The sequence below is a fragment of the Paragemmobacter kunshanensis genome (genome assembly GCF_011059185.1).
GTDB classification, from domain to species: Bacteria; Pseudomonadota; Alphaproteobacteria; order Rhodobacterales; family Rhodobacteraceae; genus Paragemmobacter; species Paragemmobacter kunshanensis.
Map to the genome: position 1 here is coordinate 1 of NZ_JAALFE010000019.1, position 16,311 is coordinate 16,311.

12 protein-coding genes and 1 pseudogene are annotated in these 16,311 nt (G+C 66.0%); 6 read left to right on the forward strand and 7 right to left on the reverse strand.

Annotation, left to right across the window (positions count from 1 at the left end):
• Nucleotides 1–146 precede the first annotated feature (146 nt).
• Nucleotides 147–800 (reverse strand): annotated as a pseudogene (locus tag G5V65_RS16685) (tryptophan 2,3-dioxygenase); the annotation flags it as partial.
• A 214-nt stretch (nucleotides 801–1,014) separates the two neighbouring features.
• Nucleotides 1,015–2,211: a kynureninase gene (kynU, locus tag G5V65_RS16690; RefSeq protein ID WP_165052288.1), complete on the reverse strand. Its 1,197-nt coding sequence runs from the start codon at nucleotides 2,209–2,211 to the stop codon at nucleotides 1,015–1,017.
• Nucleotides 2,212–2,465: 254 nt separating this feature from the next.
• On the opposite strand from kynU, the gene G5V65_RS16695 reads away from it, so the two are divergent.
• From G5V65_RS16695 to G5V65_RS16710, 4 genes are all read left to right on the forward strand, one after another.
• Complete coding sequence (locus tag G5V65_RS16695; RefSeq protein WP_165052291.1) at nucleotides 2,466–2,912, forward strand: isoprenylcysteine carboxylmethyltransferase family protein; 447 nt, start codon at nucleotides 2,466–2,468, stop codon at nucleotides 2,910–2,912.
• Nucleotides 2,913–3,044: 132 nt separating this feature from the next.
• Nucleotides 3,045–4,616: a Re/Si-specific NAD(P)(+) transhydrogenase subunit alpha gene (locus G5V65_RS16700; protein WP_165052293.1), complete on the forward strand. Its 1,572-nt coding sequence runs from the start codon at nucleotides 3,045–3,047 to the stop codon at nucleotides 4,614–4,616.
• Nucleotides 4,617–4,629: 13 nt separating this feature from the next.
• Nucleotides 4,630–6,063: an NAD(P)(+) transhydrogenase (Re/Si-specific) subunit beta gene (locus G5V65_RS16705; RefSeq protein WP_165052296.1), complete on the forward strand. Its 1,434-nt coding sequence runs from the start codon at nucleotides 4,630–4,632 to the stop codon at nucleotides 6,061–6,063.
• 230 nt (nucleotides 6,064–6,293) lie between these two features.
• Nucleotides 6,294–7,577, forward strand: a complete 1,284-nt coding sequence (locus G5V65_RS16710; protein ID WP_165052298.1) for a DUF3422 family protein — start codon at nucleotides 6,294–6,296, stop codon at nucleotides 7,575–7,577.
• 80 nt (nucleotides 7,578–7,657) lie between these two features.
• Here G5V65_RS16710 and G5V65_RS16715 read toward each other — a convergent pair whose 3' ends face one another.
• The 5 genes from G5V65_RS16715 to G5V65_RS16735 form a co-directional block, all read right to left on the reverse strand.
• A complete protein-coding gene (locus tag G5V65_RS16715) occupies nucleotides 7,658–8,581 on the reverse strand; it encodes an ABC transporter permease (protein ID WP_165052300.1) in 924 nt (307 codons plus the stop codon).
• The gene (locus tag G5V65_RS16720) at nucleotides 8,574–9,581 is read right to left on the reverse strand and encodes an ABC transporter permease (protein WP_165052302.1); all 1,008 of its coding nucleotides are present in this window, start codon (nucleotides 9,579–9,581) and stop codon (nucleotides 8,574–8,576) included. Before G5V65_RS16720 ends, G5V65_RS16715 begins: the two co-directional genes overlap by 8 nt.
• A gap of 84 nt (nucleotides 9,582–9,665) precedes the next feature.
• Nucleotides 9,666–11,369 (reverse strand): peptide ABC transporter substrate-binding protein, encoded by a 1,704-nt coding sequence (locus tag G5V65_RS16725; RefSeq protein ID WP_165052304.1) that lies wholly within the window; start codon nucleotides 11,367–11,369, stop codon nucleotides 9,666–9,668.
• Nucleotides 11,366–12,439, reverse strand: a complete 1,074-nt coding sequence (locus tag G5V65_RS16730; protein WP_165052307.1) for an ABC transporter ATP-binding protein — start codon at nucleotides 12,437–12,439, stop codon at nucleotides 11,366–11,368. The genes G5V65_RS16725 and G5V65_RS16730 overlap by 4 nt, the downstream gene beginning before the upstream one ends.
• Nucleotides 12,432–13,442: an ABC transporter ATP-binding protein gene (locus G5V65_RS16735; protein WP_165052309.1), complete on the reverse strand. Its 1,011-nt coding sequence runs from the start codon at nucleotides 13,440–13,442 to the stop codon at nucleotides 12,432–12,434. Before G5V65_RS16735 ends, G5V65_RS16730 begins: the two co-directional genes overlap by 8 nt.
• Nucleotides 13,443–13,644: 202 nt before the next feature.
• Here G5V65_RS16735 and argE point away from each other — a divergent pair, with 202 nt between their 5' ends.
• Nucleotides 13,645–14,814: an acetylornithine deacetylase gene (gene argE / locus G5V65_RS16740; protein WP_165052311.1), complete on the forward strand. Its 1,170-nt coding sequence runs from the start codon at nucleotides 13,645–13,647 to the stop codon at nucleotides 14,812–14,814.
• Nucleotides 14,814–16,157: an NAD(P)/FAD-dependent oxidoreductase gene (locus G5V65_RS16745; protein ID WP_206526851.1), complete on the forward strand. Its 1,344-nt coding sequence runs from the start codon at nucleotides 14,814–14,816 to the stop codon at nucleotides 16,155–16,157. Before argE ends, G5V65_RS16745 begins: the two co-directional genes overlap by 1 nt.
• Nucleotides 16,158–16,311: the final 154 nt, after the last annotated feature.

The following is a 16,311-nucleotide window of genomic DNA, read 5'->3' on the forward strand; positions in this document are numbered from 1 at the left end:
CCAGAATGCTGCGGGTTCGAGGCTTGATCCACCCGACTTCGGCCGTTTGCGCGACGACAGACACCGCTCGGGGCGAAGAACGCTTGCCCAGCGAGCAAAATCAGGCGATCTTGAAGTCAAGCGGCAGGCCACTTGGGGAATGTCGGTTCATAGGCCTCCCAATGCCGGGCCGGATCGCGATAGACGCCTTCCCACATCGCGCGCACCCCGTCATCGGCCTGCCAGGGCTGCCGCATGTCGCGTGCCAGCACCGCCTCGGGCACCGGCAGGCCAAGGCGCGCGACATGGGCCAGCGCCACATCGTACAGGCTGGGCCGCGCCAGTTCCGCCTCCAGCCGGGCCAGGATGTCGGGGCGGTGCGCATGGGGCCGCAGCATGGCCGCGTTGCGGTTGCCCACGGCATATTCGATCAGCCGGTATTGCCAGCTTTGAAAGCCCGAGGACTGCCCCAGATCGTCGCGGAAGCGCGAATAGTCCGAGGGCGTCATGGTGCGCAGCACATCCCAGGCGGAATTGAGCTGCTCGAAGATCCGCGCCACGCGGGCCAGCATCTTGAACGCCTCGCGCGCCTGATCGGCGGCGATCATCCGGCGCGCGGCGTCGATCTCGTGCAGGGCAAGCCGCATCCACAGTTCCGATGTCTGGTGCTGGATGATGAACAGCAATTCGTCATGCGCGCCGGTCAGGCAGTGCTGGGCGGAAAGGATGCGGTCGATCTGCAGGTAATCGCCATAGGACATGCGCCCGTCAAAGGACATCTGCGCACCGTCGCGGGCGGGATCAAAGGCTGTATCGGTCATGGGCTTGCTCCATCGCGTGAAAGGGGGGATCAGGAGGAAGCGGCGCCCTTTCCATCCAGCACCGAAAGCTGGCCCATCCGCCGCCAGATGGCGACCCAGCCGCCCGGGCGGCAGACCGGCGGAAGGGACGATTTTTCTGCGAAAAATCTGGGTGCGCCCGCCTTGCAGGCGGAGCGCACAATGCCGGAATTTTCGCAGAAAATTCGTGGCATTGTCAGGTGACCTTCGCGCGCGTCTTGAACTCGGGCCGGTCCCAGCTTCCGCTGGCCATGATGCCCGCCAGGATCCCTACCGCGCGATCAACCTCGTCAAGGCCGATGTAAAGCGGCGTGAAGCCGAAGCGCAGGATATCGGGCGCGCGGAAATCGCCGATCACGCCTGCCGCGATCAGCGCCTGCATGATGGCATAGCCCTCCGCATGGCGGAAACTGACCTGGCTTCCGCGCTGCGCGTGGTCGCGCGGGGTGGCAAGGGTCAGCATCGGGCAGGCGGCCTCCACCCCCGCGATGAAACGGTCGGTCAGCGCCAGCGACCGCGCCCGCAGATCGGCCATGTCGACCCCGTCCCAGATATCCATCGCCGCCTCCAGCGCGGCCAGTTGCAGCACCGGCGGCGTGCCCACGCGCATCCGTTCGATGCCGCGACCGGGGCGATAGGCCAGGTCAAAGGCGAAGGGCGCCTCATGCCCCAGCCAGCCCGAAAGCGCCGGGCGCGCGGCTTCGGCATGGCGGGGGGCCACATAGATGAAGGCCGGGCCGCCGGGGCCGGAATTGAGGTACTTGTAGGTGCAGCCCACCGCGAAATCCGCGCCAACGCCAGCCAGATCCACCGGCAGCGCCCCGGCCGAATGGGCCAGATCCCAGACCGCCAGCGCCCCCATCGCATGGGCCTTTTCGGTGATCGCCGCCATGTCATGGCGGCGGCCCGTGCGATAATCCACTTCCGTGATCATGGTCACCGCCACGGTTTCGTCGATGGCCTCCAGCACCTCTTCCGGGGCCACCGTGCGCAGGCTGTAGCCATTGCCAAGGGTCCGCACCAAGCCGTCGGCCATATAGAGATCCGAGGGGAAATTGCCGGTATCCGACAGGATCACCCGCCGCCCGGGATTCATCTCAAGGGCCGAGGCCAGCGCCTGATAGACCTTGATCGACAGCGTGTCCCCCATCACCACCGTGCCGGGCTCCGCCCCGATCAGGCGGGCGATGCGATCACCGATTCGCGCGGGCTGGTCCATCCATCCGGCGCGGTTCCAGCCGGTGATCAGCATCCCGCCCCATTCCTCGGTCACGCAGCGCGCCACGCGCGCCGCCGCCGCCCGGGGCAGGGGGCCCAGCGAATTGCCGTCCAGATAGATCAGCCCCGCAGGGATATCAAAGGCCTTGCGGGTGGCGGTGAAGTCGGTGGTCATGCTGTCTCTCCCTGCACTGTCCCATCCATGCCGTGTCCGCGCGCGGGTGACAAGCCGTGCCGCGCCGCCCGCCGCGGGCGGGAAGGGGGCGGCAGCCCGGCCAAAAGGGCGGAAACGGCGTGGAAAGCGTCGAAAACGGATGCAAGGCATCTTGCCATTCCCGGCCGGTGCGGAAAGAAAGGTCCGGGCCGGGAAGGGGCCGGGAAACAGCCGGGGACGGGGCTGGGGATCCGGGCCGGGGAAGGAATGCTGACGTGCCGAAGATCATCGACCTGCCACCGCTCTGGCTGATCGGCTTTCTGGGCCTTGTCTGGCTGATCGGCCGGGCGCTGCCGCTGCCGCTCTTCGGGCCTCTGGGCGATGTCGCGGCGGCGGTGCTGCTGGTGGTGGCGCTGGCGCTCGCCGGGGGGGCTGTCCTTGCCATGGCGCAGGCGCGCACCACCGTCATCCCGCATCGCCAGCCCGCGGCGCTTGTCACCCATGGCGTGTTCCGGCTGTCGCGCAATCCCATCTACCTTGCCGATGCGGGTATCCTGCTGGCGGCGATCCTCTGGCTTGACGTGCCGCTGGCCCTACCGCTGGTGCCCCTGTTCCAGATCATGATCCGCGAAAGGTTCATCCGGGCCGAGGAAGCCCGCCTCCGCGCCGGGTTCGGGGCCGAATTCGACCGATGGTCCTCGCATGTGCGGCGCTGGCTGTGACAGGGGCGCCGGGGGTGTGGGCAATTGTCGCAAAGAATGACGGTATTTGTTTGAAATAATCTTGCGTAGTGATATCTGCGTTTGCGGAAACAGAAAGATGCTGCACCCGCAGCGTAAATCGGGGGAGAAAGCGTGAAGATCGGGGCACCGAGGGAAATTTTCGAAGGCGAGAACCGGGTGGCGATGACGCCCGATTCCGTGCAGGCGCTGGCAAAGCTGGGCCATGGTTGCGTGATCGAATCGGGCGCGGGGGCGAAGGCGGGCTTTTCGGATGCCGCCTATGCCGCCGCCGGGGCCGAGGTTCTGCCGGATGCCAAGGCCGTCTTTGCCGCCGCGGATGTGGTGGTCAAGGTGCGCGGCCCCGAGGCGGCCGAGGCCGCGCTTCTGAAGCAGGGCCAGACCCTGATCAGCTTCTTCTGGCCCGCCCAGAACGAGGCGCTTCTGAAGCAGGTGGCCGATCAGGGCGCGACGGTCGTCGCCATGGACATGGTCCCCCGGATCAGCCGCGCGCAGAAGATGGATGCGCTGTCGTCGATGGCGAATATCGCGGGCTATCGCGCGGTGATCGAGGCCGGGAACAATTTCGGCCGCTTCTTCACCGGGCAGGTGACGGCAGCGGGCAAGGTGCCCCCGGCCAAGGTGCTGATCGTGGGGGCGGGCGTCGCGGGCCTTGCCGCCATCGGCACCTCTGTCTCCTTGGGCGCGATCGTGCATGCCTTCGACGTGCGCCCCGAAGTGGCCGAGCAGATCGAATCGATGGGGGCGAATTTCGTCTTCCTCGAATTCGAACAGACGCAGGATGGCGCGGCGACCGGGGGTTATGCGGCCCCGTCCTCCCCCGAATTCCGCGAAAAGCAGCTTGCGAAGTTCCGTGAGCTTGCGCCCGAGATGGACATCGTCATCACCACCGCCCTGATCCCCGGCCGGCCCGCGCCGAAGCTCTGGACCGAGGACATGGTCAAGATGATGAAGCCCGGCTCCGTCATCGTGGACCTTGCCGCCGAACGCGGCGGCAACTGCGACCTGACGGTTCCCGACCAGAAGATCGTCACCGAAAACGGTGTCACCATCGTGGGGTATACCGATTTCCCGTCGCGCATGGCGGCGCAGGCATCGACGCTTTACGCCACCAATATCCGCCACATGCTGACGGACCTGACACCGGCCAAGGACGGCGTCATCAACCACAACATGGAAGATGACGTGATCCGCGGCGCCACCGTGGCGCATCAGGGGGCAGTCACCTATCCGCCGCCGCCGCCCAAGATCGCGGCCATCGCGGCCGCGAAGCCCAAGGAAAAGGCCAAGGAACTGACGCCCGAGGAAAAGCGCGCGGCAGAGACGGCGGCCTTCAAGAAGCAGACCCGCGATCAGGTGGCGATGCTGGTAGTGGGCGGCGGTCTGATCCTTGCGGCGGGCCTCTATGCCCCGGCAAGCTTCATGTCGCATTTCATCGTCTTCGTGCTGTCGGTCTATGTCGGCGTTCAGGTGATCTGGAACGTCTCGCACAGCCTGCACACGCCGCTCATGGCGGTGACGAACGCGATTTCGTCGATCATCATCCTTGGCGCGCTGATGCAGATCGGGTCGGGCAACTGGCTTGTGGTCATCCTTGCCGCGCTGTCGGTCTTCATGGCGGGGATCAACATCTTCGGTGGCTTCATGGTCACCCGGCGCATGCTCGCCATGTTCCAGAAGTCGTAAGGAGTAGCGCGCGATGGAATACGGATTCACCACCGCCGCCTATGTCGTTGCGGCAGTTCTCTTCATCCAGTCACTGGGGGGGCTTTCTGGGCAGGAAAGCGCCAAGCGGGCCGTCTGGTATGGCATCGTCGGCATGGCGCTGGCCGTGGCGGCCACGCTTTACGGCCCCGGCGCGGGCAACTGGCTTGTGTCGCTGATCATGGTCGCCGTGGGCGGCGCGATCGGCTGGTATGTGGCGCAGCGCGTCCAGATGACCGAGATGCCGCAGCTTGTGGCGGCGATGCACTCCCTCGTCGGCCTTGCGGCTGTCTTCATCGGCTTCAACACCCATATCGAACTGACCAGCATCGCAGGCATGGACGAGGCCGCGCGTCAGGCACTGACGGGCTTTGCCGCCAAGGTGGCGGAGAAGACGGCCGTTGAAGTGGCGATCCTGCGGGTCGAAACCTTCCTCGGCGTCTTCATCGGGGCGGTCACCTTCACCGGCTCTGTCATCGCCTTCGGCAAGCTGGCCGGAAAGGTGGACGGCAAGGCCAAGAAGCTGCCGGGTGGCCATGCGCTGAACGCGGGCGCGGCGATCATCTCGCTTGTGCTGCTCTTCGTCTATCTCCAGTCGGGCTCCACGCTGGCGCTGCTGGTCATGACGCTGGCAGCGCTTTTCATCGGCTATCACCTGATCATGGGGATCGGCGGGGCGGATATGCCCGTCGTCGTGTCGATGCTGAACAGCTATTCCGGCTGGGCGGCGGCGGCGATCGGCTTTTCGCTGTCGAATGACCTCTTGATCGTGGTCGGCGCGCTGGTGGGCTCCTCCGGGGCGATCCTCTCCTACATCATGTGCAAGGCGATGAACCGGTCGTTCATTTCCGTGATCCTCGGCGGCTTCGGCGGCACGACGGGGCCCGCGATGGAGGTGACGGGCGAACAGATCGCCATCGACGCCGATGGCGTGGCGGCGGCGCTGAACGATGCGGATTCGGTCATCATCATCCCCGGCTACGGCATGGCGGTGGCGCAGGCGCAGCAATCGGTGTCGGAACTGACGCGGAAACTCCGTGCCAAGGGCAAGAACGTCCGCTTCGCCATCCACCCCGTCGCGGGCCGCCTTCCCGGCCACATGAACGTGCTGCTGGCCGAGGCGAAGGTGCCTTACGACATCGTGCTGGAGATGGACGAGATCAACGAGGACTTCCCCGAAACCGACGTCGCCATCGTGATCGGCTCGAACGACATCGTGAACCCGGCGGCACAGGAAGACCCCAACAGCCCCATCGCCGGGATGCCGGTGCTGGAATGCTGGAAGGCCAAGCAGGTGTTTGTCTCCAAGCGGGGCCAAGGCACGGGCTATTCGGGGATCGAGAACCCGCTTTTCTACAAAGAGAATACGCGGATGTTCTATGGCGATGCGAAGAAGTCGATCGACCAGCTTCTGCCGATGATCGACTGACGGGGGGAGGGCGCAAAGCGCCAAACCCCAAGGCCGCGCCCCAGGGAAAGGCCCCGGTCGCAGGACCGGGGCCTTTTCATGCCCGACCGCATCCTTGGCATCCCGCCCGCCCGCCGCCCATCCTGCGGGCTTTTCTGCAACAGCGCCCTTGCATACCCGCGTATCCCGCCATTTCACTGGAAGCGCAGCCTTCCGCGCCCTACCTCGCGGGAAAGACAGGCAGGACGACCATGGCCACCATCGCAGACCATCCCCTTCGCTATGCCCTCGTGAACGAGTTGCACGCGCGGCCCTTCCCCTCGCTCGAGGTGCCGTGCCACGCCGTCTACATGGCCTTCAAGGAACCGGTCGATGCCGCCAACCGCGACCGCGCCCGCGACCGCGCGCATCTTCTGGCGCTGCTTGACCGCCACGCCTCGGCCCATCCGCAGCCCGACGCCACCCATTTCTCCGGCCCCATCGGGCGGCATGACCTGAAATGGGAAAGCCATACCGAGTTCGTCACCTATTCCGCCTTCGGCCCCGGCCTTTCCGCCCGCCCCTTCGATCCGGCCGAGGCCGAGGTTTTCCCCGAAGACTGGCTCGCCGATGCGCCGGGCAAGCGGATCTGCTCGGTGCTGATCCGGGTCGAGGAAATGCCCGAGGACGAAGCCGCGGTGCTGGACAAGCTGGAAGACTGGTTCGTTCCCGAAAGCCTCGCGCTCAGCCGGGTGGTCGATGGCGCGGCCATCGTCGCGGGGGATTTCCGGATAGATCCGGCGGGCCACATGCGCTTTGCCGTCTTCGTGCGCCCCGGCACCGGCTCGCGCCGCGTGGGCCGCATCGTGCAGCGCCTCTGCGAGGTGGAAACCTATCGCGCCATGTCGATGCTGGGTCTGATGCGCGCGCGCCAGCTGACCGCGCGGCTCAACACGCTCGACCCGCAGCTGATGGCGCTGGTTTCGGCGCTGGATACGACCGAACGCTCGCCCGAGGCGGCTTTGCACGAATTGCTGACGATCTCGTCGGAACTGGAAAGCCTTGCCGTGCAGTTCTCCTTCCGCTTCGGCGCGACCGCGGCCTATGAGGCCATCGTCTCCCAGCGGATCGAGGTGATGCGCGAGGCCCGCATCCAGGGTCGCCAGACCTTTGCAGAATTCATGATGCGCCGCTACGATCCCGCCATGCGCACGGTGAAATCGGCCGAGGCGCGGCTGCGCAGCATGGCCGAACGGGCCGAACGCGCGGCGGAACTCTTGCGCACGCGGGTCGATGTGGAACGCAGCGCGCAGAACCAGAAACTGCTGGAAAGCATGGACAAGCGCGCCGATCTGCAACTGCGCCTGCAGCGCACGGTCGAGGGGCTCTCGACCGTTGCCATCAGCTATTATGCGGTGAACCTGGCCGCCTATGCGCTGGAACCGCTGGCGCACAAGGCGCATCTGTCACACGGCGCGCTGATGGCACTCTTGACCCCGCTGGTCCTGCTGGCGGTCTGGCTGATGGTCCGCCGCATCCGCACCCATTTCGACTGACGGCCTTCCAAAGGGCAGGGGGGGCCACAGCCCCCCCCCGATTTTTCGCAGAAAAATCGCCCCCCCCGGGCGCGGGCGCCTCAGCGCCCGCGGATGCGCGGATCCAGTGCGTCGCGCAGACCGTCGCCGATATAGTTCACGCTCAGCACCGTCAGCGAAATCGCCAGCCCCGGCCAGATCACGCGCTCCGGATAGGTCCGGATCTCGGCGATCCCGTCATACAAGAGCCGCCCCCAGGTCGGGAAATCCGGCGGAAAGCCGAGGCCCAGGAAGGACAGCACCGATTCCGTGATGATCGCCGCGGCGATCCCCAGCGTCGCCGCCACAAGAACGGGCGACAGCACGTTGGGCAGGATATGCCGCGTGATGATCCGCCGCGATGGCGTGCCGATCGACCGCGCCGCCAGCACGAATTCGCGTTCCTTCAGCGCCAGCACCTCGCCCCGCACCACCCGCGCCGCCTGCATCCAGCTTGTCAGCCCGATGGCCATGACGATCAGCAGGAAGGTCCCCAGCCGCGGGCCAAGGATGCCCGCCACCGTGTCGCGGAACAGGAAGATCATCACCAGCAGCAGGGGCAGCAGCGGCAGCGCAAGGAAGAGGTCGGTCAGCCGCATCAGAAGCCCGTCGATCCGCCGGAAGAAGCCTGCCATCACCCCTACTGTCGTGCCGATGAAGATGGCCACCAGCATCGCCACCGTCCCCACGGCCAGCGAGATGCGCCCCCCGAACATCATCCGCGCCAGCATGTCGCGGCCCAGCTGATCGGTCCCCAGCGGATGCGCCAGGCTCGGCCCCTGATTGCGCATCTTGAACATTTTCACCGTGTCGCTTTCGATGAAGTTCGGGTCGATCCGCCAGACCAGCGGCCCGATCAGACAGAACACCGCCAGCCCCCCCAGCAGGAACAGCGCCGTCATCGCGCCCTTGTGCTTGCGGAACTGCGCCCAGACATCGCCCCAGGGGCCACGCACCTTTTCTATCTGCACGGCGGTCTCAGTCATAGCGGATCCTCGGGTCAAGGATGCCGTAAAGGATGTCGGCAATCAGGTTGAACATCACGATCAGCACCGCGAAGATGAAGGTCACGGTCTGCACGGTGGGCAGGTCCGACACGTTGATCGCCCCGATCAGCGCCGCGCCGATCCCGTTGATCTTGAAGATCTGCTCGGTCACGATGGCCCCGCCGAAAACCGTGGGCAGACCCAGCGCCACCACCGTCACCACGGGGATCAGCGAATTGCGCAGCACATGCTTCAGCACCACCTTCTGCTCGCCCATCCCCTTGGCCCGCGCGGTGCGCACGTAATCCTGCCCCAGATTCTCCAGCACCGAAGACCGGGTATAGCGGCTGATCTCGGCCGCGTTGAACAGCGCCAGCACCGTCACGGGCAGGGCCATCTGCGCCAGCATCTTGGTGAAACTGGCCCAGTCCACCACCTCAAGGTTGGTGTCATAGATCGTCGGGAACCAGCCAAGGTTCACCGCGAAGATCAGGATCAGCAGGTTGCCGGTAAAGAAGGTGGGAACCGAAAAGCCCGCCATGGCAAAGAAGGTGCCGGCCTGATCGAACCAGGAATACTGGCGATAGGCGGAATAGATGCCGATGGGCAGCGCGATCAGCACCCCGATCAGATAGGCCGTCCCCACCACCGTCAGCGTCTGGGGCAGGCGTTCGCCGATGATCTGGAACACCGGCACCTTGGATTGCCAGCTGATGATCCGCTGCGCGCCTTGCGCGAAATCCGTGCCCAGAAGGGCGTCGATGCCGTAAAGCGGCTCGATCCAGAAGAACTGCTTCAGCCACAGGAAATAGCGCACCATCACCGGCTGATCCGCCCCCATCGCCTCCAGCATCTTCTGGCGCACATCCGGCGGCACGGTCAGCGGCACATCCGAAAGCGGGCTTCCCGGGGCCAGATCGACCAGCAGAAAGATCACCAGGCTGATCAGCAGCAGGGTCGGTATGGCGGTCAGCAACCGCCGAAGCGTGAATGTCAGCATGGGCGTCCCGAACAGGGGGTGGCTGGAAACAGGCGGGCGCGCGCGGCTGGCGGATGCCGCCGCGCGCGCCCCTTGTCGTTCAGATCACTTCGCGCGGGTCCAGTCCTGGACGTTCCACAGCTCGGTATCCCACGAGTTCATCACGAAGCCGTCCAGCGTGTTGGACTTGGCCGAGAAACGGCCGCGATCCACCAGCGGGATGACGACATTGCTGTCCTTGGTCAGCATGTCGTTCAGCTTCTTCACCAGCTCGCCCCGCGCCTCGATGCCCGAGGTGGTGGACAGCTCCTTCACCAGCGCGTCATAGGCCGGATCGCAGAAGCGGTTGATGTTCTCGCCCTGCCACTGGTTTTCCGGGCCCGGGATCTTGTCGCAAAGGTATTGCGACATGTAGGGCTCGGCATCAGTGCCGTCGAAGTTGTTGGCGTACATTTCCACGTCGGCATAGAACTTCTGGAAGGTGTCGGGCGAAGCCGCATCCCCGCCGAAGAAGACCGAGGCGTCGATCGACTTCAGTTCCACTTCGATGCCGATGGCATTCCACCAGCCCTTGATCAGCGCCTGGAAGTCCTGCCGCACCGCATTGACCGAGGTCTGATAGAGGATCGAGAACTTCTTCCCGTCCTTGTCCAGGATCCCGTCGCCATCGGTGTCGGTCCAGCCGGCTTCGGCCAGCAGGGCCTTGGCCCCTTCGACATCCTGCGTCAGGCAGCCCGTATTGTCCGAGGCCTGATAGGCCGGGGCCGGCACCAGGTTGCAGGTCGGGCGACCCGCGCCGCCATAGCCGATATCCACCAGCGCCTGACGGTCGATCGCCATCGACAGCGCCTTGCGCACATTCGGATCGCTGAAGATCGGATGCGGATGCTTGACGGTGGACCGCTCGCCTTCCGGCAGGGCGGGCGAGGGGTCGGTCATGTTGATCTCGATCCGCTCCACCAGCGTGCCGAAGGCGTTCACAAAGGTGCCCTTGCCGCCCGCTTCCATCTGCTTTTGCTGATCGGGGTTGATCTGGGTGTTCCAGGCATAGTCGAATTCGCCCGTCTCCATCACCGCCGAGGCCGCCGCCAGCGCGTCGCCGCCGCCCTTGATGGTGACCTTGCCGAAGGCGGGCTTGGCCGCGTCGCGATAATTCGGGTTCACTTCCAGCGTGACCACGTCATTCACCTTGAAATCGGTGACGATGAAGGGGCCGGTGCCGATGGGCTTGGAGTTCTGCTCCACGCAGCTTTGCGCGGCAGCACCAAGGCAGGCTTCGAACTGCGCCTTCTGCAGGATCGGCGCGGTGCCGCCGGTGAAGGGCTGATAGGGATAGGGCTTCGGCCCTTCGAACTTGACGATCACCGTCAGGTCATCGGGCGTCTCGATCGAGGCGATGCCTTCGTATTTCGCGCCCTGCGCACAGCCGCCATCGGGGGCGGTGCAGTATTCATAGGTGAATTTCACATCGGCGCTGGTCACCGGCGTGCCATCCGACCAGACGAGGCCTTCCTTCAGCTTCCAGGTGATCGAGGTGAGGTCGGCCGCAACGCCGCCATTCTCCACCGTGGGGATATCCTGCGCGAGACGCGGGAAAAGCTGGCCGTCCTGATCGAAGCCCGCCAGCGGCTCCAGCACCAGCGACCCGGCCTCGACGTCCTTCGTCCCCGAGGACAGATAGGCATTCAGCGTCGACACGGCCTGGTAATAGAAGATCTTTACCTCGCCGTCGGCGCCCCGTTCGGCATGGGCCGCAGGCGCCAGCACGAAGGCCGCCGCAGCGCCCAGAAGGGCGGTTCTGAATTTCATTTCACTTCTCCTTGTTGGTTGTGCTCGCGCACCTCGGCACCGGGGGATGCATGCCCCCCGGCTGTATCCATCGCCATCAGGTGGCAGGCGACAAAACGCCCGGGTTCCACCTCGGCCAGTTCCGGTTCGACATCGCGGCAGACCGCCATCACCTGCGGGCAGCGCGTGCAGAAATTGCATCCCTTGGGCGGATTGGCGGGCGACGGCACGTCGCCTTTCAGGATGATCCGCTGCCGCGTCGCCTCCAGCGTGGGGTCGGCCTCGGGCACGGCGGACAGCAGCGCCCTGGCATAGGGATGCAGGGGGCGGGCATAAAGCGCCTCGCGCGGGGAAAGTTCGGCGATCTGGCCCAGATACATCACCGCCACCCGGTCGGCGATATGGCGCACCATGGACAGGTCATGGCTGATGAAAAGATAGGTCAGCCCCAGCCTGTCCTGCAGATCCTCCAGCAGGTTCACAACCTGCGCCTGGATGGATACGTCCAGCGCCGCGATGGGTTCGTCGCAGACGATGAAGCGCGGGTTCAGCGCCAGCGCGCGGGCAATCCCGATCCGCTGCCGCTGCCCGCCGGAAAATTCATGCGGATAGCGGTTGGCAAAGCGGCGGTTCAGGCCCACCTGATCCATCAGTTCATAGACCCGCGCGGTCTTCTTGTCCTCGTCCCAGTCGGTATGTTCGTCCAGCGGCTCGCCGATGATCGCGGCCACCGTCATGCGGGGGTTCAGGCTCGCCTGCGGGTCCTGGAACACCATCTGCATCATGGGCCGCTTCCTGCGCAGCGCATCGGGCGGCAGGCTGGCGATATCCTCGCCCCCGATCACCACCTGACCGGCGGTCGGTTCATAAAGCCGCAGCAGGGCACGCCCCACCGTGGATTTGCCACAGCCGGATTCGCCCACAAGTCCAAGGGTTTCCCCCTCGAGGATGTCGAACGACACGCCATCCACCGCCTTCACCGCCCCCACCTTGCGGCGCAGGATGCCCGCGTAGATGGGGAAGTGCATCTTCAATCCCCGCACGCTGACCAGCGGCTTGCGCAGGGCGCCGGGTGATCCGCCATCAGCCATGGCGCACCTCCGGGCTCCAGTGGCAGGCCACGTCATGGCCCTGACCGACGGGCAGGCCGTCGATGGCCCGCCGCTGCGGATTCTCCGCCTCGCAGCGATCATGGGCATGGGCGCAGCGCGCCCGGAACGGGCAGGCCACCGGCGCGCCCGACAGGATCGGCGGCTGGCCCTGAATCACCTCCAGCCGCGCCGCGCGTTCCCCCGTCAACGAGGGCACGGTCTTCAACAGCGCCCGCGTATAGGGATGCTGCGGATTGGCGAACAACTCCCGCACCGGGGCCTGTTCCACCACCTGCCCGCCATACATCACCATCACCCGGTCCGCGATGCCCGCGATCACCCCAAGGTCATGGGTGATCCAGACAATCGCCATGCCCAGCTTCTGGCGCAACTCCTTCACCAGCTCGATGATCTGCGCCTGGATCGTCACATCCAGCGCCGTGGTCGGCTCATCCGCGATCAGCACATCCGGGTCGCAGGCCAGCGCGATGGCGATCATCACCCGCTGGCGCATGCCGCCCGAAAACTGGTGCGGATAGCTTTTCAGCCGCTTCCGCGCATCCGGAATGCCCACCAGCGCCAGCAGTTCCGCCGCGCGATCCTCGGCCTGGCGCTTCGTCATCCCCATATGCTTGATCAGCGGCTCCATGATCTGGTTGCCCACCGAAAAGACCGGGTTCAGGCTGGTCATCGGGTCCTGGAACACGAAGCCCACCTTCGCGCCCCGCACCGCCTGCAACTCACGCGGCGCCAGCTTCAGCAGGTCCCGCCCGCCCAGCAGCACCTCGCCCCCCCGCACCTCGGCCGGGGGCGAAGGCAAAAGCCCGATCAGCGACATCATGGTGACGGACTTGCCCGATCCGCTTTCCCCCACCACGCCCAGCATCTCGCCGGGGCGCAGGTGGAAACTGACGGAGTTCACGGCATGTATCTCGCCGCCACGCGTCTTGAAAACGGTCTTGAGACCCCGCACATCGAGGACAGGTTCCGCCCCATCGGGCATATGCAGACCCCCCAAGGTCACTGATTTTTGTTGTTATTCCGAAAGGGCGCGGGCGCCTCTCCGGGCCGTGTTGGGGCGAGTGTTAGAGATTTTTCGCCTTGTCGCAAGCCGCTTGTGCAGCCTGACCTTGCGTCACATCCGCGGGCCTTGACCGCCCGGCGGCTTGCCGCCACCTTGGCGGCAACAAAGGGGAATGCACCGAATGCCCGCCGCCGTCACGCTGTCGCCGCGCCAGATCCTTGATCGACTGGTAAAATTCCCCACCGTCAGCCGCGACACCAACCTTCCCCTGATCGACTGGGTCGAGGACTACCTCGCCTCCCACGGCATCACGGCGCATCGCCACTGGCACGAAGATGGCACCAAGGCCGCGCTTTTCGCCCATGTCGGGCCGTGGGAAGAGGGGGCGGTCGTCCTGTCGGGCCATACCGATGTCGTCCCGGTCGAAGGGCAGGACTGGACCTCGGATCCCTGGACGGTGACGGAACGCGACGGCCGCCTCTATGGCCGCGGCACCTGCGACATGAAGGGATTCGACGCCCTCGCCCTCTGGGCGCTGGTCGAGGCGCATCAGCGCGGGGTGAAACGCCCGCTCCAGATCGCATTGAGCTATGACGAAGAGGTGGGCTGCACCGGCGCCCCGCCCATGATCGCCGCCATGCAGGGGGTGGTTCCGAAAGGGGCCGCCGCCATCATCGGCGAACCCTCCCTGATGAAGGTCATCAACGGCCACAAGGGCGGCACGGGGTTCCACGTCCATGTGAAAGGGTTCGAGGTGCATTCCTCGCTGCTGCCCTATGGCGTGTCGGCCATCATGGAAGGCGCGCGGTTGATCCAATGGGCCAATGACCGCAATGCATGGATCCAGGGCCAGCCCCGCAGCGCCCAGGCGCTGCCCTTCGATCCGCCCTTCACCACGCTGCATGTCGGCATGATCCAGGGCGGCACGGCGCATAACATCACCGCCGCCGATTGCCGCTTTGCCCTCGAAATGCGGGTCGTGCCGGGGGAAGAGGTGGAAACCCACGCCCAGGCCTTCATCGCCGAGGCCGCGCGCATCGACGCCGCGATGAAACAGATCCGCCCCGAGGCGGGCATCCATCTTGACCGTTTCTTCGGCGTCCCCGCCCTGCAACCCGAACAGGACGGCGCGGCCGAGGCGATCTGCCGCCGCCTGACCGGCGACAATGCCACGGGCGTCGTCTCCTATGGCACCGAAGCGGGGCAGTTCCAGGAGGCGGGCTATTCCGCCGCCATCTGCGGCCCCGGCGACATCGCCCAGGCGCATCAGCCCGATGAATGGCTGTCGCTTGCCGAATTCGAGGCGGGCCACCGCTTCATGCAACGCCTGCTGGACGAGCTTTCCCGATGATGCGCTTCCCCATCTCCGACGCCTCCCCCATCCGCTTTCCCGGCCCACCCCCCGCCGCCTGCGATGTTGTCGTGCTGGGCGGCGGCGTCATCGGGGTGATGACGGCCTGGTTCCTGGCCGAAAAGGGCCTCAAGGTCACGCTCTGCGAAAAGGGCCGCATCGCGGGCGAACAATCCAGCCGCAACTGGGGCTGGATCCGCCAGCAGGGCCGCGACATGGGCGAACTCCCCATCATGATGGAAAGCCTGCGTATCTGGAAATCGCTGGCGCAGGAAATGGGCGAAGGCCTGGGCTTCCGGCAGGAAGGTGTCCTCTACCTCGCCAAGACCGAGGCCGAGGTGGAAAGGTTCGAAGCCTGGCTGGACGAGGCCCGTCCGCATGGCGTGGATACCCACATGATGGGATCGGGCGCGGTAACAGAGCGGCTGAAGGGCAGCGCCAAGCCCTGGGTCGCGGGGCTGCATACGCCCTCTGACGCCCGGGCCGAGCCGTGGCAGGCCGTGCCCCTTCTGGTGGAAGGGGCCATCGCGCGCGGCGCGGTGGTGGTGGAGAATTGCGCCATCCGCCGGCTGGATGTGCAGGCGGGCCGCGTGGCGGGGGTCTTCACGGAAGCAGGCCGCATCGCCTGCGATCAGGTCGTGGTGGCGGGGGGGGCCTGGTCGGCGCTGTTCCTGCGGGCGCATGGGGTGCATATCCCGCAACTGGCGGTGCTGGCCTCGGTCGCCGCGACCGAACCCATGGCCGAGATCTTTCCCGGCAATGCCTGCGACGACGATTTCGCCTTCCGCCGCCGCCAGGATGGCGGCTATTCCATCGCGCCGGGATCGGGGCATGATTTCTTTGTCGGCCCCGACGCCTTTCGCGATTTCTTCACCTATCTGCCGGTGCTGAAGAAGGATTTTCGCTCCACCGGCTTTCGCCCCATGGCCCCTGCGGGCTTTCCCGATGCCTGGGGCACCAGGCGGCGCTGGGGCGGGGACGAGGTTTCGCCCTTCGAAGGCATCCGCGTGCTGAACCCGGCCCCGAACATGGACCGGATCGCCCGCGTGCAGGCCGCCTTTGCCGAGGCCTTCCCCGGCATGGGCCGCCCCCGCCTGCGCGCGGCCTGGGGGGGCATGATCGACACCATGCCCGATGTCGTGCCCGTGGTGGACCGGGTGGCGGCCCTGCCGGGCCTGACCATCGCCACGGGGATGAGCGGCCACGGCTTCGGCATCGGCCCCGGCATGGGCCGCGTGGTGGCCGATCTGGTGGCGGGGGGCGATCCGGGCCATGACCTGACCCGCTTCCGCCTGTCACGCTTTACCGACGGGTCGCGGCTCATCCCCGGCCCCTCGCTGTAATCATGCGGAGCGCGCCCCCCAAGGGGCCGCGCAAGCCTTTTGTCTCGCCTCCCGCGCGTGCCGCGCGTCCGGCTCGGCTGATGGGGGCGCCGCCCCCAAACCCCCGGGGTGTTTTTGCCAGGATGAAGGGGGCAGAGCTTTACAGGGCAGGTGG

Bases quoted from the DNA above. Each gene is read 5' to 3' on its own strand.
- G5V65_RS16730 (WP_165052307.1), bottom strand. From the start codon at position 12,439: ATGGCTGATGGCGGATCACCCGGCGCCCTGCGCAAGCCGCTGGTCAGC.
- kynU (WP_165052288.1), bottom strand. From the start codon at position 2,211: ATGACCACCGACTTCACCGCCACCCGCAAGGCCTTTGATATCCCTGCG.
- G5V65_RS16725 (WP_165052304.1), bottom strand. From the start codon at position 11,369: ATGAAATTCAGAACCGCCCTTCTGGGCGCTGCGGCGGCCTTCGTGCTG.
- argE (WP_165052311.1), top strand. From the start codon at position 13,645: ATGCCCGCCGCCGTCACGCTGTCGCCGCGCCAGATCCTTGATCGACTG.
- G5V65_RS16705 (WP_165052296.1), top strand. From the start codon at position 4,630: ATGGAATACGGATTCACCACCGCCGCCTATGTCGTTGCGGCAGTTCTC.
- G5V65_RS16715 (WP_165052300.1), bottom strand. From the start codon at position 8,581: ATGACTGAGACCGCCGTGCAGATAGAAAAGGTGCGTGGCCCCTGGGGC.
- G5V65_RS16745 (WP_206526851.1), top strand. From the start codon at position 14,814: ATGCGCTTCCCCATCTCCGACGCCTCCCCCATCCGCTTTCCCGGCCCA.
- G5V65_RS16720 (WP_165052302.1), bottom strand. From the start codon at position 9,581: ATGCTGACATTCACGCTTCGGCGGTTGCTGACCGCCATACCGACCCTG.
- G5V65_RS16735 (WP_165052309.1), bottom strand. From the start codon at position 13,442: ATGCCCGATGGGGCGGAACCTGTCCTCGATGTGCGGGGTCTCAAGACC.
- G5V65_RS16710 (WP_165052298.1), top strand. From the start codon at position 6,294: ATGGCCACCATCGCAGACCATCCCCTTCGCTATGCCCTCGTGAACGAG.